Source organism: Clostridium cellulovorans 743B (assembly GCF_000145275.1).
GTDB lineage: Bacteria > Bacillota > Clostridia > Clostridiales > Clostridiaceae > Clostridium_K > Clostridium_K cellulovorans.
The window spans coordinates 1,883,565-1,907,276 of sequence record NC_014393.1 but is presented as its reverse complement, the minus strand read 5'-3'; the positions used below and the strand labels follow the sequence as shown (position 1 = coordinate 1,907,276).

The 23,712-nt window shown below is 31.8% G+C and carries 18 protein-coding genes; 3 read left to right on the top strand and 15 right to left on the bottom strand.

Features of this window, described 5'->3' with window-relative positions:
- Positions 1 to 9: 9 nt before the first annotated feature.
- From CLOCEL_RS07785 to CLOCEL_RS07750, 8 genes are all read right to left on the bottom strand, one after another.
- On the bottom strand, positions 10 to 1,731 hold the full coding sequence (locus CLOCEL_RS07785; RefSeq protein ID WP_010077499.1) for a S8 family peptidase: 1,722 nt from the start codon (positions 1,729 to 1,731) through the stop codon (positions 10 to 12).
- Entirely contained in the window at positions 1,679 to 3,589 is a 1,911-nt protein-coding gene (locus tag CLOCEL_RS07780; RefSeq protein WP_010077500.1) for a S8 family peptidase, read from the bottom strand. The genes CLOCEL_RS07785 and CLOCEL_RS07780 overlap by 53 nt, the downstream gene beginning before the upstream one ends.
- A gap of 119 nt (positions 3,590 to 3,708) precedes the next feature.
- Positions 3,709 to 5,589: a S8 family peptidase gene (locus CLOCEL_RS07775; protein WP_010077501.1), complete on the bottom strand. Its 1,881-nt coding sequence runs from the start codon at positions 5,587 to 5,589 to the stop codon at positions 3,709 to 3,711.
- 123 nt (positions 5,590 to 5,712) lie between these two features.
- Positions 5,713 to 6,771, bottom strand: a complete 1,059-nt coding sequence (locus CLOCEL_RS07770; RefSeq protein ID WP_010077502.1) for a glycoside hydrolase family 25 protein — start codon at positions 6,769 to 6,771, stop codon at positions 5,713 to 5,715.
- A gap of 182 nt (positions 6,772 to 6,953) precedes the next feature.
- A complete protein-coding gene (locus CLOCEL_RS07765) occupies positions 6,954 to 7,901 on the bottom strand; it encodes a glycosyltransferase family 2 protein (RefSeq protein ID WP_010077503.1) in 948 nt (315 codons plus the stop codon).
- A gap of 1 nt (position 7,902) precedes the next feature.
- Positions 7,903 to 8,265, bottom strand: a complete 363-nt coding sequence (locus CLOCEL_RS07760; protein ID WP_242655238.1) for a GtrA family protein — start codon at positions 8,263 to 8,265, stop codon at positions 7,903 to 7,905.
- The gene (locus CLOCEL_RS07755; RefSeq protein WP_010077505.1) at positions 8,262 to 9,734 is read right to left on the bottom strand and encodes a glycosyltransferase family 39 protein; all 1,473 of its coding nucleotides are present in this window, start codon (positions 9,732 to 9,734) and stop codon (positions 8,262 to 8,264) included. Before CLOCEL_RS07755 ends, CLOCEL_RS07760 begins: the two co-directional genes overlap by 4 nt.
- A gap of 176 nt (positions 9,735 to 9,910) precedes the next feature.
- Complete coding sequence (locus CLOCEL_RS07750) at positions 9,911 to 10,837, bottom strand: S1 RNA-binding domain-containing protein (RefSeq protein ID WP_010077506.1); 927 nt, start codon at positions 10,835 to 10,837, stop codon at positions 9,911 to 9,913.
- Between the two features lie 361 nt (positions 10,838 to 11,198).
- On the opposite strand from CLOCEL_RS07750, the gene CLOCEL_RS07745 reads away from it, so the two are divergent.
- A complete protein-coding gene (locus CLOCEL_RS07745; protein ID WP_010077507.1) occupies positions 11,199 to 12,533 on the top strand; it encodes a D-alanyl-D-alanine carboxypeptidase family protein in 1,335 nt (444 codons plus the stop codon).
- Positions 12,534 to 12,679: 146 nt separating this feature from the next.
- Positions 12,680 to 14,044, top strand: a complete 1,365-nt coding sequence (locus tag CLOCEL_RS07740) for a D-alanyl-D-alanine carboxypeptidase family protein (protein WP_010077508.1) — start codon at positions 12,680 to 12,682, stop codon at positions 14,042 to 14,044.
- Positions 14,045 to 14,131: 87 nt separating this feature from the next.
- Here CLOCEL_RS07740 and CLOCEL_RS07735 read toward each other — a convergent pair whose 3' ends face one another.
- The 4 genes from CLOCEL_RS07735 to CLOCEL_RS07720 form a co-directional block, all read right to left on the bottom strand.
- Positions 14,132 to 15,388, bottom strand: a complete 1,257-nt coding sequence (locus CLOCEL_RS07735; protein WP_013291677.1) for a glutamate-5-semialdehyde dehydrogenase — start codon at positions 15,386 to 15,388, stop codon at positions 14,132 to 14,134.
- 11 nt (positions 15,389 to 15,399) lie between these two features.
- A complete protein-coding gene (proB, locus tag CLOCEL_RS07730; protein ID WP_010077510.1) occupies positions 15,400 to 16,518 on the bottom strand; it encodes a glutamate 5-kinase in 1,119 nt (372 codons plus the stop codon).
- Positions 16,519 to 16,846: 328 nt separating this feature from the next.
- Positions 16,847 to 17,971 carry a ribose-phosphate pyrophosphokinase gene (locus CLOCEL_RS07725; RefSeq protein ID WP_010077511.1) on the bottom strand — a complete coding sequence of 375 codons (1,125 nt, stop codon included), beginning with the start codon at positions 17,969 to 17,971 and terminating at the stop codon, positions 16,847 to 16,849.
- A 187-nt stretch (positions 17,972 to 18,158) separates the two neighbouring features.
- Positions 18,159 to 19,112, bottom strand: coding sequence for an L-lactate dehydrogenase (locus CLOCEL_RS07720; protein ID WP_013291676.1), 954 nt, complete (start codon positions 19,110 to 19,112; stop codon positions 18,159 to 18,161).
- Positions 19,113 to 19,554: 442 nt separating this feature from the next.
- Here CLOCEL_RS07720 and CLOCEL_RS07715 point away from each other — a divergent pair, with 442 nt between their 5' ends.
- A complete protein-coding gene (locus CLOCEL_RS07715) occupies positions 19,555 to 19,989 on the top strand; it encodes a MarR family winged helix-turn-helix transcriptional regulator (RefSeq protein WP_010077514.1) in 435 nt (144 codons plus the stop codon).
- Between the two features lie 236 nt (positions 19,990 to 20,225).
- Here CLOCEL_RS07715 and CLOCEL_RS07710 read toward each other — a convergent pair whose 3' ends face one another.
- The 3 genes from CLOCEL_RS07710 to modA form a co-directional block, all read right to left on the bottom strand.
- On the bottom strand, positions 20,226 to 21,290 hold the full coding sequence (locus CLOCEL_RS07710) for a sulfate/molybdate ABC transporter ATP-binding protein (protein ID WP_010077515.1): 1,065 nt from the start codon (positions 21,288 to 21,290) through the stop codon (positions 20,226 to 20,228).
- Positions 21,291 to 21,512: 222 nt separating this feature from the next.
- Entirely contained in the window at positions 21,513 to 22,175 is a 663-nt protein-coding gene (modB, locus tag CLOCEL_RS07705; RefSeq protein WP_013291675.1) for a molybdate ABC transporter permease subunit, read from the bottom strand.
- Positions 22,176 to 22,300: 125 nt separating this feature from the next.
- The gene (modA, locus tag CLOCEL_RS07700) at positions 22,301 to 23,122 is read right to left on the bottom strand and encodes a molybdate ABC transporter substrate-binding protein (RefSeq protein ID WP_010077517.1); all 822 of its coding nucleotides are present in this window, start codon (positions 23,120 to 23,122) and stop codon (positions 22,301 to 22,303) included.
- Positions 23,123 to 23,712: the final 590 nt, after the last annotated feature.

The window sequence follows — 23,712 nt, the reverse complement described above, 5'->3', positions numbered from 1 at the left end:
CTTAAAACCTTATATTATATTTTGGAATATAGCAAGTATATTTAATATTCCATAGCCCCATTGTGGATTTGGATATATATCCCCACTTCTCTTAATTGTTCCTCTAGCAAGATAAGTTTTTATCGTCTGCGAATACATATTTGGATAATTTCCATTAATGATTCCCCATTGAAGCAACAAAATAGCAGCTCCAGCCACAACGGCTGCTGCAACACTAGTTCCATTGACTACAGCCACTTCGTTTCCTGGCGATATAACCATTGCATTAACGCCTCCAGCTGCTACATCTATTTTATTTACATAACTATCTGCAAATGCCATACCAGAATAATTTACAATGTTGTTGTTACTTTGATTATAGGCAGCTGCTGTAACTATAAAATCTATGCAGCTTGGTGTTGTATAGGTTCCATATGGATCTGAAAAACTAAAAGAAGTTCCCCCAATAACAATACCCGATTGCGGAATCCAAGCATTGAATTTCCCATCTAAGATATAGTTCCCTAACAGTCTTAATTTCCATATGCCAGATTTTATATCGTAAAATCTTATTCTTATCAATTCATCCCCTGTAATTTCTTCTGGTATAAAATAATTAATTTTCATGGAAGTCTTTTCAAACAAAAAAGTATAAGTTCCATAGGTGTTGATTAAAACATTCATAATGCCAGTATTTTCGCCTGAAGGTGATACTATATCTAATGACATTATATTCGGTTGATCAACCCAAATTTCTACCCATAGGTTTTTTTGTTCCGGCGATACATATATATCCATAGTTCTTCTTTCACCAACAGTTAGTATCTGACCAGATGTATGTCCACCTTGTGCTGCTTGGTTCCCTGTGCCAGTAACAACAGCTATCCCTCTATTTCTAGATATTTCTTCAATATACTGTTCTAAAAGACCATTTACTTTTCTGTTTCCCAAATTACTTCCTAAAGGGAAATAGATAATTATTGGCTTATTTGTCGTTAATGCGTATCTATAAAGAAATTCAAGAGCTGCAAAAATAACTGTAATATTATAAACTGGAATTTTTATATCAAATTGAGCTTCAAAAGAAAAATCCTCTATTAACTTCACTACAACAATATCACTTTCTGGCGCTACACCTTTGAAATTAGGATTCTTCCCTGTAGCTGCAATTATTGTAGACATATTGGTTCCATGTCCAATTTCATCCTTAGTCAAAACTATTTCATAAGGTGAACCACCTTCTCTATTTGTTTGTATGGCTCTTTGAATCTCTTCTTTTGTATATACAGTTCCAAAAGGCACAGAAATTTTAGAACCTTGTCCTTGAGTTTGTTGTATGGTTTGATCCCAGATAAGATCAATTCTTGTTTCGCCACCAAGTGTCATAAACTCCTCATTTAAATAATCTATTCCAGTATCTACAATCGCAACAGATACTCCTTTGCCCGTTAAATTTAATGGCAATTCTAATTGCAAAAAACCTACTTGAGTTGCTTCTATAGGAGAAATTTCTTGAAGAGTAAACATATCTGCCGGTCTTACATATACAATAGTTTTAAAATAAGGCTCTCCAACATTGATTTCAACATTCTTTAGTAAAGACACTATAGCTAATCTCTCATTGAGTATAGTTACCCAATAATTGGGGTACTGACTCACTTCACCAACTATATCCCCTTGATATTTAACAACATAATGGTCATAATTTGTGTTGTAAAAAAGATCCTCTGGCTTTTCCATATCTCTTTTCATCTAATCCCCACCTATAGCTTTTTATTGGAATCCTTATATACAGCTTCTTTATACTATATTCTTCATATCCAGCACTATTATCAATTATTTTCTCAGCTGCAAAACCTTGTTCTTGAAGCTTTCCTCTATAGGTTTTACTTAAAGCATCAAAGGTTCCTAATATATCAAGTTCTCCATAGCCTAATTCTCTATTAGGGTATTTATACATCTGATTTCTACCTGCTCCATACATCAGATAACTCCTAATCTTTCTTGAATACATAGTTAAGTCATTCCCATTTACAATTCCCCATTGCAATAAAAGGGCACATGTTCCAGCAACAATTGCCGTTGCTGCCGAACATCCTGACATAGTAGTAACTCCTCCCGCTGGCTGAGTAGTTATCACATTCATTCCTATAGTTGCTATATCAGGATTGATTCTGTAATTGGCATTAAATCCCTTTCCTGAAGCTGCAATTAAAGCCTTATCTATTCCATAATAAGCCACTGTAACAGTATTAGGAGCCATGCAAGGAAGAGTAATAGTTGTATACGGATCTGACTTTAAAAATACCGTGTTTTCTGGTAAAGTGTCTTTTGGTGGTAACCAAGCATCAAACCTGCCGTTTATCACATAAACACCTATAAGTTGAAAAGTCCATATTCCAGGCTTTATATCTTCAAAACTTATGTTTATAACTTCATGTCCTGTAAAATATTCAGGAGTATAATATCTTACAGTCATATTAGTTCTTACAAAAACAAACTTAAAGCTTTGCCTTTTATCTAACTTTGATTCAATGACCTTTGACTCTTCCCCCGTGGGAGAAATTATATTTATAGACGCTCTATTGGGCTTTTGAATCCATATAAAAAAAGAAAAGCTCTTCATTTCTCTAGGTATTCTTAATTCAATTGCTTGCACATCTCCCACATTTTTAAGATTTCCTGTTACATGTCCTTGAGATGCCCCTTCATTACCACCACCTGCCACCATACATATTCCTCTATTATCTGCAATAGAAGCTACATACCTCTCGATTAAGTTAAAACCATCATGAGCTCCTTCAGTACTGCCTATTCCTATATATATTACAATAGGTTTTAATAAACTTATTGCTACTCTTTTTAGATATTCTATTCCTGCTACAAGTTCTGAAGCGTTATAAGTAGGAACATCCATTATTCCATTAGCTTCTAATCTCTTTTTAAAATTAGTCGATTCAAAAAGTTTTACAATTACAAATTCACAATCATGAGCTACACCTTCAAACTCCCCAGTATAACCTCTTGCTCCAACGATTCCAGCAACCTTTGTTCCATGACCTCTTTCATCCCTTGAAGGTACTATAGCATATGGATCTTGGTTATTTTTAGAAGCATTAATGGCTTGATTAATCTGTTCATTTGTATAGAGAGTTCCCATATAAGGTTTTTCAATAGAGCTGTTTTCTGGACTCTTATCTTCTATAGATTGATCCCATATACCAGCGATTCTTGAAATGCCATCTTCCCTAATAAACTCTTGATTTAAATAATCTATTCCAGTATCTACTATACCTACCAAAACACCGTTTCCCGTTAAATTTAAATATGGATTAATTTTTATACTACTTATATTATCCGCAGCAGAGGGAGAAATCTCTTGCAATACATACATAGTCCTAAAATCTTGAAATATAATACTAGGAACCTCTCTTAAAAGCCTGCTTAGGTTTTCTGGAGCTACTGAAATTACTCCTATACTTGCAGTAATTCTTGCCCCACAAGCATAATCTACGTTACTCATCTGCTCTTCAAAATTGCCTCTATATTCAATTAAATAGTTCGCCGTATTTGGATCATAGAAATAATTACAACTTCGGGTATTTTTCATAGATGAACCCCCATCTTCTAATTACATCCCTGAACTTTCCATCACCTAACTTAAATCAATAGTAAAAATCAACTAGTCTAATTCCTTAATATTATTTTTAAGTAAAAAAACATCTCATCTTAAGTACTTTTAACCGCCAAATAATTAATATTTTTCAATTTATCCCTTGGAATCCTTACAAAGACGCTACCGATTGTATATTTTATAAATTTATCTTCTTGAGGTAAGAATTCTTCTTTTTTATCACTGACTATTTGAAATTCTGCTTTTATTTTATCAGTTCTATAACCTCTACTTATCACATTAAAAGTTCCTAGTAAATCAAGCTCCCCATATCCAACTTCTCGGCTAGGATACTTATATAATTCATTTCTTTTAGCTCCATACATTAAATAACTTATAATCTTTTTTGAATACATTGTAGGATCATTGCCGTTTACAACTCCCCATTCCAGTAAAAGAGCACAAGCTCCAGCAATAACTCCAACTGCTGCGGAAGCTCCAGACATAGTAGTTATTCCACCTAAAGGCTTTGTAGTAAGCAGATTTTCTCCTACTGCTGCAATATTGGGATTTACATTAGAACTTAGATCAAAGCCTCTTCCTGAAGAAGAAATAAAGGAACCATCTTCTCCAACATAGGCTGCAGTTACAACATTATTAGCCATAGATGGAGTAGTTAAAGTATTAAAAGGATCTGCACTTAGAAATATGGTATCCTCTGGCAAAGTATCTTTGGGCGGGAGCCATATATCAAACCTACCACTAGTTACATAGACTCCAATAAGTTGAAAAGTCCATATTCCAGGTTTTATATTGTTAAATATAACTTCTATATTTTCATTACCTGTAAAATATTCTGGGGTATGATATTTTACAGTCATAACGGTTCTTACAAAAAGAAAATTAAATACCTGTACTTTATCTTTTTTAGATTCAACAAGCTGTGAAGTCTCTCCTGTAGGAGATATAACATTTATTGATATTCTATTAGGTTTGCGTACCCATATATAAAAAGAAAATCGTTTCATCTCTGTAGGTATTTTTAATTCCACAACTTGCATATCCCCTACACCTTTGATAAATCCTGATGCATGTCCTTGAGATGCTCCTTCGTTTCCTCCACCTGCTACTATGCAGATTCCTCTTACGCTTCCAATAGAAGCTATATATCTAGAAATTAAACTTCCTCCACTATGACTTCCTTCAGTACTACCAATGCTTAAACATATAACCATTGGTCTTCTCAGGATTAATGAAGTTTTACGTAAATGGTCAACTGCACTAACAATTTCTGAAGCGTTATATACTGGAGTATCCTTTACTCCATTTTCTTTTAAGGTTTCCTTAAAGTTAGTAGATTCAAAAAGTTTTACCACCACAAAATCACTATCATGAGCTATTCCTTGGAAATCACTACTATAACCCCTTGCGCCTATAATTCCCGCTAGAGATGTACCATGGCCCCTTTCATCCTTTGATGGCACTACTAAATAAGGATCTTGCTTATTTTTAGAAGCATTAATGGCTGCATTTATTTGTTCATTAGAATATAAAGTTCCCATATATAATTCTTCATTTTTGTCACTTCGTATGCTTTGGTCCCATATACTAATTATCCGTGAAGTTCCATCTTCTCTAATAAACTCTTCATTTAGATAATCTATTCCTGTATCTAGTAACCCTATTAAGACACCTTTCCCAGTAAGATTAATATACGGATTATTTTTTATAACATTAATTGTATTTACAAAAGAAGGGGAGATATCCTGAAGTACATACATATTTCTAAAATCAATATATCGAATAGATGGTACATCTCGTAGAAGTCTCCTAATATCTTTCTCCGCTACAGCTACTATAGCTATAATCTCAGTAACTATTTGTCCACAAGCATAATCCAACTTTTTTATTTGCTCATCAAAATTGCCTTTGTACTCAATTAAATAGTTTCCAACCTTAGAATCATAGTATAAATTACAATCTCGAAAACTAGCCACAGTATACTCCTTAGATACTGAATTAATATTTCATAAAAAACCTCCTAAATTTCAATTTCCAAATTAGGAGGTTTTTTTATATAGTATTATAGCTTTATATATTTCGTATCTAAACCCATTCTTTTATGAATCAACTTCGTCAAAATACAATTCCTCTGGATTAAAACCTTCAGGATATCTTATATAGACATTATATTTCTCCTTAACTTCCACTTCTTCATAGAACTCTTCATTCCTTGTTCTTTGTATAGTTACACTGGCACGTCGTTTTGATACCTCTCCATCTCTATCAAAAGCCTCGATGGCTACTATATAAGGGGTTTTTAGATAATTATATTTTCTTAGTGGTATATTATACGAAGTAGAAGTTTTTCCTAAGGTGGTTACATAGTTCCGATTTATAAACAAATTGTAACCAGCTAAATCTAAATCTTTATTTGCGTTCCATCTTACATAAATATTATTTCCTCTTCTTGTAGCAGTTAGCCCAGAAACTATATCCGGCTGAATTAAATAATCTATATTATCTGGACCATAATTTAAATCTACTGGATATCTAGCCCCTGGTACAGAACCAGTCTCAGAATATTGCCATACTCTCCACCTAGTCCAGCCTCCCACATTACTTGGTATAGGATCATTAACATTGGCTAGTCTATATTTAGCTATCCAAAGGGGCATTACAGATAAAGGAAACCCTCTTCCTGGATAATAGAAATTGTCATACAAACCCACAAAGTATTCCCCTACATATAACATAAGTCGTCTTCTCGTTTTTCTTTCAAACCTCTTCTTGAACCTTTCAATCCAATCTATCAAATCCGTGGTTGGTATAAGATTCTCTATTGGACCTTCTACATCCAAAACTGGAAACAAGTCACCATAGTCATTATTACCGAAACCAGTCTGTAAAATTTCTATAAAGGTATCACACTGTTCGTCTGCTGTAGTTAAGTCACTTGATGGCATAGAATAAATGTATCCACCTGCAGGTATTCCATTATCTCTACATTCTTTAGCATATTCGGCAAACTTTTTATCAACTACAAGTCTGCCGCTACCATAACTACAGGCTCTTAAGTAAATAAAACCAAAGCGCCTAGCTAGCACTTGTAGATTTACATCTTTATTAAACTCATTTAAATCCACACCTAATAGGCTATTAGGGTTGTTTGCTTGCATAGCACCCTCCAATGAAATTTTTTCAGCATCCACAAAAACGCTTTATCACTATCATTGTATTATTATTGTTTAGTTTTTGTGTTACAAAAAAGCTATGTGATAATGGTAACCTAGATTAGTTACCATATCCCATAGCTTTTATAGCTTCTACATTTATATTTTATTGTGTTTAAAACATATTATTACTTATCATTCTCATCAAAATTTATCTTTTCTTTAATCAAATATAGTGGTCTACTCTTTGATTCATCATAAATTCTCGCGATATATTGGCCAACCACTCCTAATGATAGCATCTGTACTCCACTAAAGAAAGTTATCGCCACCATAATTGATGTCCATCCTCTCTCTATATCATGACCACTAAATCTATATACAAGGGAATATATTAAAACGATGAAAGAAATTATTACAGCAATAAACCCAATAGACATTATGAGTTTTAACGGTTTCGAAGAGAAGGCTATAATTCCATCTGCTGCAAAGTTTATCATTTTCTTTAATGGATACTTGGTTTCCCCTGCAAATCTTTCATCTCTCTCATACTCTACATAGGTTTGATTGTAACCTACCCAAGATATCATACCTCGTACGAATCGATTTCTCTCTTTCATAGAAGAAAAAGCATCTGCAACTTTTCTATCTATTAATCTAAAATCACCAGTATTCTTAGGGATTTCTATGTCTGACATATAGGCTAAAAATTTATAGAAATATTTTGCTGTTGTAAGTTTAAAGAAAGTTTCTCCCTTTCGTTTTTTTCTTTTTGCATAGACCACATCAAAGCCTTGTTGCCACAACTTCACCATATCATATATTAATTCTGGTGGATCTTGCAAATCTGCATCGATAATTACTACTGCATCGCCCTTAGAATAATCTATTCCCGCAGTAACTGCTGTCTGATGCCCAAAATTTCTAGAAAAATCTATAACTTTTACCTTGGCATCTGCTCTGGCTATCCGCTTTAGAATATCTATGGTCTTATCTCTACTTCCATCATTTATAAATATCAATTCATAATTATAATTATTGTCCTGCATAACCTTTGTAAGTCTATTGTAACATTCTTCTGCGACTAACTCTTCAAAATACATTGGTATGACTACTGAAATCAATAGGTTGTCCAAACTATTTTACCTCCTTGAAGGTCCATATCTTATTTAATAAATAGTTTATCCCCATTCCAACAACTGTGGAAAAAATCTGAGAAATAAACTTAGAATATCCAAGGATATCTACAAATATATATAAAAACATTGTTGTAACAACTAATGTTAAAATGTTTACCGCTACAAATTTAAAAATGATAGCTGAGGAATTTTCATTAGATTTAAACACCCAATTTTTATTCCAAATAAAACTATTAATAACGCCCACACAATACCCTATTATGTTTGCAAGCATATAATTTACTCCAAGAACCACTAATATATTATAAACTATCAGTGATATAGCTGTATTTGATACTCCAACAAGAGCAAATTTCATCATTTGGACCATTTCAAACCACCCTTTATCCCTTCAATAGCAAAGATTACAAATACCCAAGATAGAACAAAGCTATATCTTCCTTGCATCTCACTTATAGTATAAAGTAATACAAAGCCGCCTAATAGTATATAAAATAGGTTTAATCTATGATCCTTAAAACTTCCTTTAGTTTTTACCCCACCATAAGTGAGTATTAACAACATACTATAAAATAATCCACTTAATACAAAAAAACTTCTAAACAACTTCTTTATGCCTATAGATATAGTATTATCTGTAGCATTAGAAATGGTCCAACTGGAGGCATCAAAATCTCCCATTGACCACTGGCCAAAGAGTTTTACTGTATAATGTTTCACAAGTTCAAAAGGAGAGCTCTTTGTTAATCTTTCCTTTATTATTTTTTTTGCCTCAGAATTTATTTTATCATAATCATAATCACAACGCTCTGGAAGTGCTGCATCTTCTGAATTCCATCCTCCATGACTCTCAAAATTAGTTCCTTTTAAAACGGAAGTGATATTTGGTTCTTTTGAATTCCAAATATGATTTTCAATTATCCCATTACTTAAAAGTATAGAACTTGCTATATACATAGGAATTATAAAAGTGACAATCATAGTTATTGACGATAATACCACTTTTACAGGTTTCTCTTTTATCTTATATATAATTAAATATAGTATATAGGCTATTAAAAACACCTCTCCAACCTTTCTAAACATAGATGCTATAGAAAGGAGAGTACCACTAATTATAATATTACCGAAACTTTTGTTCAAACTTTTAATGAAAAAATAGCAACTGAGAATGTATAGAGGTATTGCCATATTTTCTGACATTGTTTCACTACAGTACATTATAAATGGAGGAAATATAGCCAGTAAAAGTGCTGCAATAGTTCCTTCCTTTTCACTATAAAGTTCCTTTACTAATAAATACATACTGTAGATACTTAAGGTTTGAAATAACACATTAAATATCTTGATTAATATTAACGGACTTTCTGATATTTTATAAAAAAAAGCAAAATACATTACTGTTATAATATCGTGGGCAAATCGTGCAAAATAGCTAGTACCCTTAAAAATATAGTACTCCCCCGCCAAAACATCTTTGCCACCTTCAAACATCATTGCAAAATCTGAGGTCGGTACTGTAGGTACTGAGAATATCCATAGCAACCTGAGAATAAATCCTAAAAGAATAGCAGCTAAGAGCAGCTTGCCTGTATGTATTTTTTCTAATTTCGCTTTTAGGATAGATCTTTTTTTATAAAAGATATAAATTCCATAAAAACTAAAAAACACTAGGAATATATTTAATATAAACACTGGGAAACTTGACTTCTCGACTGGTAGCTTAATATTAATTGCTACTACTATTGCAGATATTGCACTGGCTAATGCGATTAAAATAGAGAATATCAGCATAGCAACCCTTAAAATTTTATTGAAAGCTTTCTCCATAAACTTACTGACCCCTTTTGTCATTACACTTTTTACTAATAATTCTTAATATTATATCATAGGTATCAGTTATTGTGAACCGACATATATAATATATTTTATCGATCTAAAAAACAAAGAAGCCCTTCTTATAATTCTAGAATGGCTCCTTTATAGTTACTTTTTATTTAATATATTTATTTGAAAATATCTTTAAATTTATCTCCGAACATATCTCCAAGAGTTGTTCCAAAGTCTTCATTTTTAGCATACTTACGGAACTCAGTACTTTGTTCCTTAGCCACTGCCTCTTTGTAGCTAAGAGAAATTTTCTTTTGCACCTTATCTATAGTTAAAATTTTAACCTTTATATCCTGGCCTTCTTTTAAATAATCGCCTGGATTCATTACTCTATCATCGCTTATTTGAGAGTTGTGGACTAAACCTTCTACCCCTTCTTCAAGCTTTACTATAGCACCAAATTTTAAAAGTTTCACTACCTTAGTCTCTACAATGTCGCCTACTCTATATTTATCATCTATGGATTCCCATAGGTTATCCATTTTTTTGGAAAGTTCATCTCTTTCCACTTCTTTTGCTGAAAGAATAACTCTTCTGTTATCTTTATTTAATTCTATCAATTTAACTTTAAGCACTTTATTTACAAAAGCACTTATATCTTCAACGTAACTCATTGACAATTGAGATGCTGGAATAAATGCTCTTACACCGTAAAGTTCAGTAGTTGCTCCACCTTTTACAGCTTCTTTAACAGTCACTTCAAATATTTCTTGAGTGTTATGTAATCTTTGAAGTTCATCCCAACTGCTTTCTCTATCGAGCTTTACCTTAGATAAAAGAATTTTACCTTCTCCGTCATCTTCAACTTCAACATAAGCTTTGATGATGTCACCTAAATTAAATTGTTCTTTTAAGCTCTTAGACATATCAAAAGTAGCTTTTTCCTTAGGAATTATTCCATCCTTCATGTGACCTATACTTACTAGCACATCTTCTTCAGTTACAGATACTACTTCACCTTCAACCATTTGACCTTTGACTATTCTCTTCATGGAATTATCGATTTGGTCCATAAAGTCCTTCATTGAATTATTGTCTGTCATATGTACCTACTCCTTTTGCAAAAACTTGTTACTTCTTCAGTTAAGAGCTTAAAATCAGCCCTTAATTATTTCTTGATATGAATTTTTATTTTTCTTCTTAATTTTATTTTACCCCTTTATTACTATAATTTCATTAGTTTTATATTTATATAACACAAAACTTTTTTTCATTCCTATTATATCAAAGATTTTCTTAAAATCTTTCAGTAAAATATGAGATTAAAACCCTCAGTTACATGCTTTTTTAAGTTGTAAGGCTTTATATCTAATGTTATACTAAAAATATTGACGATACATTAAGGCAGTTTTATTAATACTACCTGACTGCCTAATGAATATTTATTTAGACGGAGATTTGACTATGAAAAAAACAATTTTAACTACGATGGCAACCCTAGCTATATCGTTAACATTGTCCACAAAAGTTTTCTCTGAACCGTTACCAGAACCGAATATAGTTGGACAATATGCTATAACTCTAGATGTTAACACTGGCGAGATTATTTATGCAAAAAATGCTGATGCAAAAGCTTATCCTGCTAGTATAACAAAACTAATGTCAGCAATTTTACTGGAAAAAAACTTAAGTAAAGAGGATCTTCTTACATACACTGCCAACGCTAAGGTGCAACCTTCTTCAGCTATAAATACAGACAGGCTCTCAGTCCCTGTTGGTCAACAAATTTCTGCAGATACAGCATTGAAAACGATGCTATTAGCTTCTGCCAATGACATGACAGAAATGGTTGCTACTAATATACCTAAAAGAAATAGTAATGATAATACAGAATTTATAGCTATGATGAATGCTGAAGCTCAGCGTCTTGGAATGGTTAATACTCATTTTGTAACTTCTAATGGCTTAGATGATAATACTAACGAACATTTAACTACAGCTTATGACTTAACAATTTTAGGTAGAGAAGTTGCTAAAAATCCTTGGACAAGGGAGATCTGGCCCCTAAAATCTACGATTATCGCTATTCCAGGACTAGCTTCTTTCGAAATAGGTAACACCAACCAATTTGTTTATCCGAACTTTGAACTTCACGACCCAACCTGCATAGGTAGTAAAACAGGCTATACGGATAAAGCAGGAAGATGTTTGCTATCTATTTTTGAAAGAGATAACAGACAAATTATAGGAGTAGTATTAAATTCGCAGCTTTCACCTAATGACTTAGTTGCCTTTAATGATATGAAACAAATAATTGATTACAGTTATAGTGCTGAAAAGAAAGTTCTTGAAGCCACAGATCCAGCTACTGGAGTCAACACTAGCTATAAAAAAGATACAACGGTCTTAACAGTACCAGTGGAATATAAGGTATTTAAAACCTTTGGACCTAGAAAAACTATTGAGGTCCCAGTAATACTTGATGATGATTTATCAACTTATACTAATGAAATTAATTCAAAAGATATAAAACTTACCTATGATTATGATATTAACATTTTTAGCAATGAAGATAAAAATATCTTAGGTACTCTTACATTAAAGCAAAGAGAAAACTCATATGCAGTAAATCTTTACACTAACTTAAACAGTAAAGCTATGAGAGAGCTTGATTCAAATAGTTATAGTTTGCTATATGGTGTTATCGCTCTTGGTGCTGGTTTTCTAGTGCTTGTTATGTTAAGTCTTATGATAGTTTTAAGAAAGAAAAAAATAAAAGGAAATAAGTATAAGCTATAAATTACATTAATATTATATAACCGTAGGCTTGTACTAGTAAATTTTTAGCCTTCCTATCTATAAAATTGCTTATAGGAGCTTAACCCAAGCTCAAGGAAGGTTATATTTATGCTAATATATAATCATTATAAAATGGAGAATTAAACATGAAAAAACAATTATTATCTTTATTAATGGCATCTACAATGCTATTGTCATTTTCAAAAACAACTTTTGCTGAACCAATTCCTGAACCACAGATTGTAGGAAAATATGCAATAACAGTTGACGCAAGCACTGGTGAAGTAATCTATGCCAAAGATCCTGATGCAAGAGTTTATCCTGCAAGTGTAACAAAAGTAATGACTGCTATATTGGTGGAAAAACTCTTTAAAATAGATGACATGGTTACATATACTCAGACGGCAAAAATCCAAGACCCTTCATCTATTAACATGGATATAGTAGATATTCCTATTGGTCAACAAATTCCTGTTTCTGCTGCACTAAAGGCTATGATGTTATATTCTGCTAATGATATGACTGAACTTGTAGCAACAAACTATCCTACAAAAGGTTCAGATAGCAACAAAGAGTTCGTAGCTCTTATGAATAGCGAAGCAAAAGTTCTTGGAATGAACAGTACTAATTTTGTAACTACCAACGGTTTAGATGATAATACAAATGAACATTTAACAACGGCATACGATTTATCAATAATGGCAAGGGAAGCTGCAAAATATCCAAATATTAGAGCTGTATGGCAATTGCCAAACCCTACTAATATTGATTTTCCTGGTCTTACTTCAGTTCAAGTTGGAAACCCTAATAAATTTTTGCAACAAGGTACTGATTTCTACGACCCTAGCTGTGTTGGAGTAAAATCTGGTTTTACAGATAAAGCAGGAAGATGTCTTTTATCAGTATTCGAAAGAAATGGAAGGCAAATCGTTGGAATAGTTTTAAATTGTGAAACTTCTTACTTAAATCAAACTATTTATACTGATATGAAAAATATAATAAACTACAGCTACCAAGCCCAAAGAAGCTTATTAACAACTACTGAACCAGCAACAGGAAAGGTTACCTCATATTCAAAGGATTCACTGCTTACAACAATACCAGTTGAATATAAAGAATATATAACCTGGGGTAAAACTAAAACTATTGATGTACCTGTGTATTTAGCAGAGGATGCATCTATATACAGCAATGCGTTTAACCTTAGTAGCTTAAATGTCAAATATAATTACGATATAGATCTTTTCAAAGATGATGAAAAAAATATCATAGGAACTGTTACAATACAAGAAAGAGAACGCACCACTAATATTCCTATATATACCAATATAAATAGTTCTGTAATGAAAACATTAACAAAAACGGTACTACCAAGTCTTTCAAAATCTACATCTAATTCAATATATATATATACTGCTGTAGCCTCTTTATCCGTTGCAGTAATTACCCTAGGTGTAATTGTTCATAGAAATAGAAAAGTTAAAAGAAACACTAAAAATAAATCACTATAAAATCTAGACTATAATCTCAAATTTTTTTAAAAGTATAAAAAAGTATCAATAGATTAAAGGTTAAACTAAAATCCATTGATACTTTTATTATCTTATTTGACCATTGCCATTTACTAAATACTTAGTGGAAGTAAGCTCTTTAAGAGCCATTGGGCCTCTAGCATGAAGCTTTTGAGTTGAAATTCCTATTTCTGCACCAAAACCAAACTCACCTCCATCAGTGAACCTTGTTGATGCATTAACATAAACTGCCGCCGCATCTACACTTCTTTGGAATTTCTGAGCATTAGCGTAGTTTTCTGTAACTATAGCTTCTGAATGCTTAGTTCCATATTTATAGATATGGTCCATGGCCTCTTCCATGTTAGAAACTACTTTCACAGCAAGAATCAAATCATTGTACTCAGTAGCCCAGTCTAATTCTTCAGCAGCTTTGCCTCCGATAATCCCTTGAGTCTTTTCACAGCCTCTTATCTCAACTTTATTGTTTTCAAGAGAAGTTTTTATTAAAGGTAAAAATTCCTGTGCTATTTTTTCATGTATTAAAATAGTTTCTATAGAATTACATACAGAAGGTCTTTGAACCTTTGCATTGATTATTATATCCTCAGCCATTTTGAAGTTAGCACTTTCATCTACAAATACATGACAGTTTCCAGCTCCTGTTTCTATTACAGGTACAGTAGAATTTTCTACTACATTTTTTATGAGTCCTGCTCCTCCTCTTGGAATAAGCACATCTATATAACCGTTAAGCTTCATTAAAGCATTTACAGCTTCTCTGTCTGTCACATCAATTAAAGTTATAACGCCCTTTGGAAGTCCTGCAGCTTCAGAAGCATTACTTAGAACTTCAACAATTTTTCTATTGGAGTTTATAGCTTCTGAGCCACCTCTTAATACACAAACGTTTCCGCTCTTTATACAAAGTGCAGAAGCATCTGCTGTTACATTTGGTCTTGATTCATATATTATACCTATAACGCCAAGTGGAACTGTAATCTGTGTTATATTAAGACCTTTCTTTGTATTAAAGCCTCTCACTGCTTCTCCTATTGGATCTGGAAGTGAAACAATATTCTCTATTCCTTTAGCCATATCTTCGATTCTAGCTTCATTTAATAAAAGTCTCTCTAACATAGCTTTTGATAAGCCCTTTGCCTCACCTGCTGTCAAGTCTTTTTTATTCTCTTCAATTATGTCACTAGATTTTTCTCTTAAGGCTTTTGCCATATTTAAAAGACCACTGTTCTTTTCATCAGTACTAAGAACAGCCATTGTTCTTGCAGCTTCTTTGGCATCCTTAGTTTTCTCAATTAAATATTCTCTGTAATCCAAAACCATAGCCCTCCTTACTAAATTAAAACCATATTATTTTTATGAACTACCACATCATAATCTTTATGACCTAAAACTCCTTCAATTTCACTAGTTTCAAGTCCCATAATCTGTTTTATCTCAAAGGAATTATAACTAGTTAAACCTTTTGCAAGGCTTTGTCCATCCTCATTAAGTATTTCTATAGGATCTCCATCATTAAAGACTCCTGAAACCTTTGTAATTCCCTTTGGCAATAAACTTTTGTTATTTTTCAAAGCATTCTCAGCACCATTATCAACATATAAGACTCCATGTGGTACAGCTTCATAAGCTATCCAATGCTTTTTGCTTTGAAGCGGGCTTTCAGTACCATGGAATAAGGTTCCCACAGTTTCTCCCTCTAAAAATCTATTTATTATATCTTCAGAAGCTCCATTTAAAATAACCATAGAAACCCCTGCAGCAGTAGCTATTTTTGCAGCTTTTATTTTTGTAGCCATACCACCAGTACCAAAACTACTTCCAGCACCACCAGCCATAGCCTCTATTTCCTTTGTTATTTTATGAACAGAAGGTATCAATTTTGCCTCAGGATTTTGGTTAGGATTTGAATCGTATAAACCATCTATATCACTAAGTATAGCAAGAAGATCTGCTTCAACTAACGAAGCAACCATAGCAGATAATGTATCATTATCTCCAAATTTTAATTTAAGCTCTTCAACAGCGATAGCATCATTTTCATTTACTATAGGAATTACTCCTAAGTCTAAAAGTGAAAAGAAAGTATTTCTAGCATTTAAATACCTCTTTCTATCACTTATATCATCTCTAGTCAATAATACTTGCCCAGTATGCTTACCATACTCTGAAAACATCTTTTGATACATATGTAAAAGTGATAATTGTCCTACAGCAGCGCATGCTTGTTTTTCTGGAAGAGTTTTTGGCTTTTCTTTAAGACCAAGTACACCTATCCCTGCTCCTACCGCACCTGAAGTTACTAAAACTACTTCTATTCCGGCGTTACTGATATCGACTAATTGTCTCACCAATTTTTCCATTTTCCTTAAGTTTAATCTTCCATTTTTATAAGTTAAGCTGGAAGTTCCAACCTTAACTACTACCCTCTTTATGTTATTAATATTTTCCAACTTCTCCACTCCTATAATAGCCTATTACTAGATATCGTAGCATATTAATATTTATTATTCAATGCAACTTCGTCGCTTTATTCATATATCCATTAACAATTTTTTTAATTCTACAACAAATCATTAATGAATTAAAAAATATAATGTAAAATGTCGATATATATTACAAAATAAAAAAGCAGAGGTTTCTAAAGATTTAATATAATCTTTAGAATTACCTCTGCTTATAGGATTTGTGACTAATTATCTATTTTATACTTTTATCAAAGCTTATAATCTGAAGATACTAATCTTCTATATATCATAATAGTAGTCTTTATACCCTATATTATTTACTAGCTTCTATTAAGCTCTTTATATTCTCTGTATTTCTAAGAATTCCTCTTATTGATTTATCATAATTTAAATTATATATTATATTTGCAATAGACTCTGACATATCAACAACCTTATACCACTCTGATTCTATAGCTTCCTTTGGCACATAAGTAAGGTTTGTTGAATAAACTTTGCTCAAAAGACCCTCATCATAAAATTTTTGGAACTTAGCAATTCCTTCTGTAAATAATGAGAAGGTAGTAGCTACAAATATTTTGTTAGCTTTACGTTTTTTAAGCTCTGTTATAATATCAAATATAGATTCTCCAGAAGATATCATATCATCTACTATTAAGATATCTTGTCCTTCAACATCTCTTCCTATATATTCATGGTTAACTATAGGATTCTTGCCTTTTACCACCTTAGAATGATCTCTTCTCTTATAGAAAAGTCCAATATCTAATCCCAATACGCTTGAGTAGTAAATAGCTCTGTCCATCGCTCCACTATCAGGGCTAATAACAAGCATTTTATTTTTATCAACAGCAATATCTTTTTCTGTTTCCATAAAAGTTTTTATAGTCTCATATGTAGGATATATGTTGTCAAATGATATCATCGGTACTGCATTTTGTACTGTTGGATCATGAACATCAAAGGTTATTATATCTTGTACTCCAAGACTTTCTAATTCTTGAAGTGCAAGGGCACAATCAAGAGACTCTCTTCCTCTTTTTCTGTGTTGTCTACTTGCATATAACAACGGCATTACTACAGTTATTCTTCTTGCTTTTCCACTTATAGCTGATAATACTCTTTTGATGTCTTGGAAATGGTCATCAGGACTTTTATGGTTTGTAAAACCATACATCTCATATGTGCAACTATAATTTCCTGTATCACACATAATATAAAGATCTTTACCTCTTACAGTTTCTTCTATAGCAATTTTTCCTTCACCATTAGAAAATCTGCTTTCTTTTGATTCAATAATGTAAGTATCCGCTGAATTAGTTGGATGTTCTTTATTCATCCTCACAAGATGCGAATCGATTCTCCCAGCTAGTTCTGTACAACTTTCTAACGCTACGATACCTAATTTTCCATAAGGTATAAATGTATTTTCTTCCATTGTTACCTCCAGTACACTTTTAATTAATACTTTAGTCCTAAATTATTGTACTATAACGACAATTTTTTTTCCATAATTAATTTGTTTTCTACAAAAAAAATAGTTTTAACTTAGATAATTTGTCTCAAAATCATTTACAAATTGATAAACAGACAAAATTCCCTAAGCTAAAACATAAAATCATTATCTATTTTTTTATTTTAATCTCATTTCTAAGGATATCATCTAACGCCTTAGCTGATTTTCTAAGTCCTTCTTCCTCCTCTTCTGAAAGCTTAACATTTATTATACTTCTCACGCCTTCCCAACCTACTAAAGCAGGTGCAGCCATATAAACATCATCTATACCATATTGCCCTTGATATAAAGCTCCAACTGGAAGCACTGAATTCTCATCTTCAAAGATAGCTTTTACAATTCTAGCTATAGCACTAGCTACAGCAAAATTTGTATAACCCTTACCTCTAATTACTTCAAAAGCACCGTCAACAGTAGCTTTATGGATTGTTTCTTTATCTTCTTGTGTTAAGCAAACATTATTAGCACAAGCATACTCTTCAACATTAATTCCATAGGCAGTAACGTTACTCCATAAAGGCACTTGACTATCTCCATGTTCTCCAATGACCATTCCTTGAATCTCGCTATATTTAACCCCCATATGCTTTGCTAGTAAGTATCTAAATCTTGAAGAATCAAGAACTGTGCCTGAACCAATTACTCTTTCTTTAGGGAATCCGCTTACTTTGTAAGTATAATAAGTTAAAATATCTACAGGGTTTCCTACTACTAATAAGATAGCATCTTTATTATATTGAACTATTTTAGGAATCATATCTTGGTACATTTTAATAGATTTCTGTACTACATCTAGTCTTGTTTCTCCATATTTAGGCTGTGCCCCTGCTGTTATTATAACTATATCTGAACCCTCTGTAGCTTTATAATCTCCGAAAGTTATTTTAATATCTCCTATAAAAGGTGCGCTATGACTAAGATCTAAAGCCTCTGCTTCTGCTTTATCATTATTTATATCTACTAATACAATCTCATCTGATAATTTATCCATAAGTATTGCATATGCAGTAGTAGAACCTACAAATCCTGCTCCAATTATTGATACTTTAGTTTTATTTCTCATAATCATTTCCCTCCTCAAACCTTTATATCCATTTAAGGTTTAACCATTTTATCTTCAGAATTATTTATAAATTATATAATTTAACATGTTAATTTGGTTATTCTAATTAAATTTTCTTATCTTTATAAAGTATCCTTTTAAGGTATACTTTTAATTTATTATAACATAGGTACCAATATAATGTGAATGGAAATATAAAAATTTTACTAATTAATTTTTATATTGAAGCTATTGACAAAGTGTACTAATGACCACATAATTAAATTGTTCACAATTTAATTTGAATTATTTAAACCTTGAACACAAATAATAAATTTTATAATATATAAGTTCCAAAAAAACAAAACTACCGTTAAAGCTTTATTTAATAGTGAGAATTTACTATAAGTTATGAAGTAACTTTAATGGAACATATATAAATAGAAGTAAGGAGTAATTATAAATGAGTTATGAATCATTAAAGTTAGACAATCAAATTTGTTTTGCTCTATATGCATCTTCAAAAGAAATAATAAAAAAATATAAACCCCTATTAGATCCACTAGGTATTACTTATACTCAATATATAGTGCTTTTAGCATTATGGGAAGAAGATAATATAACCGTAAAACACTTAGGCGAAAGATTGCTTCTAGACTCTGGAACCTTAACTCCGCTATTGAAAAGGTTAGAAGCGCAGAATCTTTTAAAGAGAGCTAGAAGTGAAGCTGATGAGAGAAATGTTTATGTATCCCTCACTAAAGAAGGTCTTGAATTAAGAGATGCTGCAGTTGATATTCCAGAAAAGCTATTCTGTAGTTCTAGTTTATCTGGAGAAGAAGCTATAATGCTACATAAGTTACTGTATAAAGTAATTTATGATTGTAATATAAAGTAATTTGTTGCTATAAATAGTTTATTCTCTTTTAATCAATTCTTAGATTAGTGCTAGGCTTAAAATTTATATACAGATGTTAAAATAAGTTATCTCATATTCTAAAATCTTAGTTTATGAAATAACTTATCTTTTTATTTTGTTCTTTTCTTACTTCTTAATTATAAGGAAGAGAAATGTAAAGTAATCAACACTTCTGACCCTTGAAATTCTTGATTATTTAGATATTAATATGGTTTTTATTCTATTAAAATTAAATCCTTTTCGTCAAAGCCTATTTTCCAAGGCAAGGGCTTATCTTTGATACGGTCCCATTCCTTTGAGGTTATATCCCATTGAAGATTATAGTCTTCGGAGTCTATTGGCTTCTCATGTAATTTTAAATATACTATAGTTCCAAAAGGCTTTTCACTGGTGAAAACAGGCCAACACTGATAAGAATTTTCTATAGTTACTTCTTCTTGAAAGTAAATATAATGAGCTCTAATAGCTATATGTTTTATTTGCTGATTTATTGGTTCTCTAAAATTAATCTTACAATTCCATTGTGTCGCCATTAAAGTATTATCCGAAAGCCTTTGTACATTAGATATATTTTTACAACCAGTAACCTTAGCACTGGTTACTGAATTAGGTTTTCTAAATATATCTTTCGTGGTTCCTTGCTGAATACTTCTTCCCTTTTCTATAATAACCGTATCTGTACAAAGAGAATAAGCTTCCTCCATATTATGAGTTACAAATATTGTAGGCCCATTATAATTCTCTAAAATTTCTTTCATATGTTTTATCATAAGATTTCTTAGATGATTGTCTAAAGCTGAAAAAGGTTCATCAAGCATCAAAATCTCTGGGTTTACTGCTAATGCTCTGGCTAAGGCTATTCTCTGCTGTTGTCCTCCTGATATTTGATGTGGATAGCTTTTTTTTAGTTCTGAAAGTTGTGTTATTTCCAACACAGCATCAATTATTTTATTTTTTTCAACTTTATTTAACCCCTTTAAACCATATCCAATATTCTCTTCAACAGTCATATGAGGAAAAAGTGCATAGTTTTGAAAAAGGAATCCAACTTTTCTTTTTTGAATTGATAGATTTATCCCTTTTTCAGAGTCAAATAAAACTCTATCATTTAAAATAATTCTACCTTCATCAGGCTTTACAAGACCTGCTATACAACGCAAAGTAATAGTTTTTCCACAACCCGACTCACCTAATAAAGCTAGGGTTCCTCCAGTAAGTTCAAAATTTATATTTAGGGAAAACTTCTGTAATTTCTTTTTTATATCAACTGATAAATACATAGTATCCACACCTCAAATTTATCTTTAATGTGTATCTGTGAATTCAACAGAATTCTCTTTTTATTAAAAACTGCACCTAATAACTACTTTTAATCCCTGTTTTAGCTTATGGATTATCTATATTCTACATTGCTCTAAATAAATTTCAGTTACTTTTTACACCTTATTCTAGCTTGTAGATTGTCCATATCCTCCAACTCTTTAATAAATTTCGGGGACCTCCTAATCCTTCTTCTGGTTTGTCCAAAAGTTTGTAACTAAAATTACTGTAAGTGAGATAACAAATATTATAACAACCCAGGTTAAAGCTTTATTCATATCACCACCCTCTACTGCAAAAAAAATAGCTATGGGGATTGTTTGAGTTTTGCCTGGAATATTACCTGCTATCATTAAAGTAGCTCCAAATTCACCAATTGCTCTTGTAAAAGCTAATACAGTACCCGAGGCTATACCATGCCACGCTAAAGGAAGTGTGATTGTCCAAAAGATCCTCCATTCACTAACACCTAAGGTTCTGGCTGCATTTAATAAATTGCTATCAATTTGTTCAAAAGCACCCCTAGCAGTTTTGTACATCAAAGGAAATGCAACTACAAAGGCTGCCAAAACCGTTGCAGGCCAAGAAAAAATCACATTTATTCCTAAATAAAATAAAAGCTTACCTATAGGTCCATTTTTTCCAAAGATTAATAATAAAAAGAACCCTAGGACTGTAGGAGGCAATACCATTGGTAAAATAAATAATCCATCAAAAATCACCTGAACTTTTCCCTTTTTCAACGTAAGAATCCATGCAGTAATAGTGCCAAGAAAAAAGCATATAATCGTAGCCACAAGAGCAGTCCTTCCCGAAATCCATAATGGAGTAAAATCAAAATTCAAGCCATCACCTCCTATTTTCCTTTAGAGAGTTATCTATAAACTTTAGTTTTATAAAGTTCAAATTCACCGTGGTCCTCAGAAAAGAGCTTTTCATGTTATCTATAAGCTTTGGTTTTATAAAGCTTTTACGGCATAAAGGTAAAGCCATATTTTTCGAAGGTTTCTTTAGCCTTGTCTCCTTTTAGGAAATCTAAAAAACTTTTAGCTTCTTCAAAGTTTTTACTTGCCTTTAAAACTGCAGCAGGATAAATTATCTTTGTATACTTATCCACTGGCGCTGTAGCAATAACTTTCACCTTATCAGAAGTCTTTGCATCTGTTTCGTACACTATACCTGCATCTACATTAGAACTTTCTGTCCAGGTCAATACTTCTTTTACATCCTTTGCATATATAGCTTTTTGCTTAACTTGTTCTAATATTCCTAGGTTCTTAAACACTTCTTCTGCATATTGTCCAACGGGCACACTGGAAGGTTCCCCTAAGGCTATCTTTTTTAGCGTATCCTTTGTTAAATCCTTAAATTCCGAAATCTCTAACTTACTATCCTTTGGAACAACTAGTACCATATTGTTACCCAATAGATTTACATTTGTTTCTTCAGCTATTAATCCTTTGTCCTTTAATCCATTCATTTGTTTTGGAGCTGCAGAAATAAATAAATCAACCTCTGCCCCTTCCTCTATTTGCTTTTGAAGAGAGCCAGAACCAGCAAAATTATATGTAATTGTAGTCCCCTTGTTTTCACTTTCATATGTAGTCTTTAATTCTTCCATTGAATCCTTTAAACTTGCAGCAGCAGAAATAGTTAAATTCACATTTTTTCCTTCCTCCTTTGTAGCTTCAACAGTTGTGTTCTTAGTTGTTTTTGTTTCTCCACATCCAACAGTCATTAAAAATATAACTGTAATTAATAAAATTTTCATAATTTTTTTCATACTCTTCATATAAAACCCTCCCTAAAATTTATTCTATATACATCCCTATAATAAAATCCTATTTAACATTCTGTGTAATAGTCATAAAACTTGATAAATTGTGAAGCAACTTTATTGAACCATATATATTTTCATATTTAAAAATCATCATTATTATATTTTTATCAATTTATAAGTTTATTGTGTTAATTATAAGTTGATTCACTAATAAAATCAATCATTTTTTATCAATCTGTTATGAATTTTTATTTTCTATTGATAATTCGCCAAAATACACCGCCTTTTTTGAGGTTATTTATGGAGTCTCTTATAAAAACAAATTATAAATGCGTATATATACATTTTTTTTATAAAGTATTTAAGATTGATAATTTATTTTTAGCCTTTCAGCACCCTAGTAGATATAACTTACTAAAGGGTGAAAATGATAAATTCTAATCTATAAGACCCAAAGATATGCTGATATCCTTAAAATCAGTATATCTTTCTTCATACTCTTTCTATTTATCCTTTTTTTTAACTATATACCCAACAGAAATTCCTCTTGAAAAATTCAAAATACTTCGATATTCAAAATATCTATTAGCTCTATAGAGTTA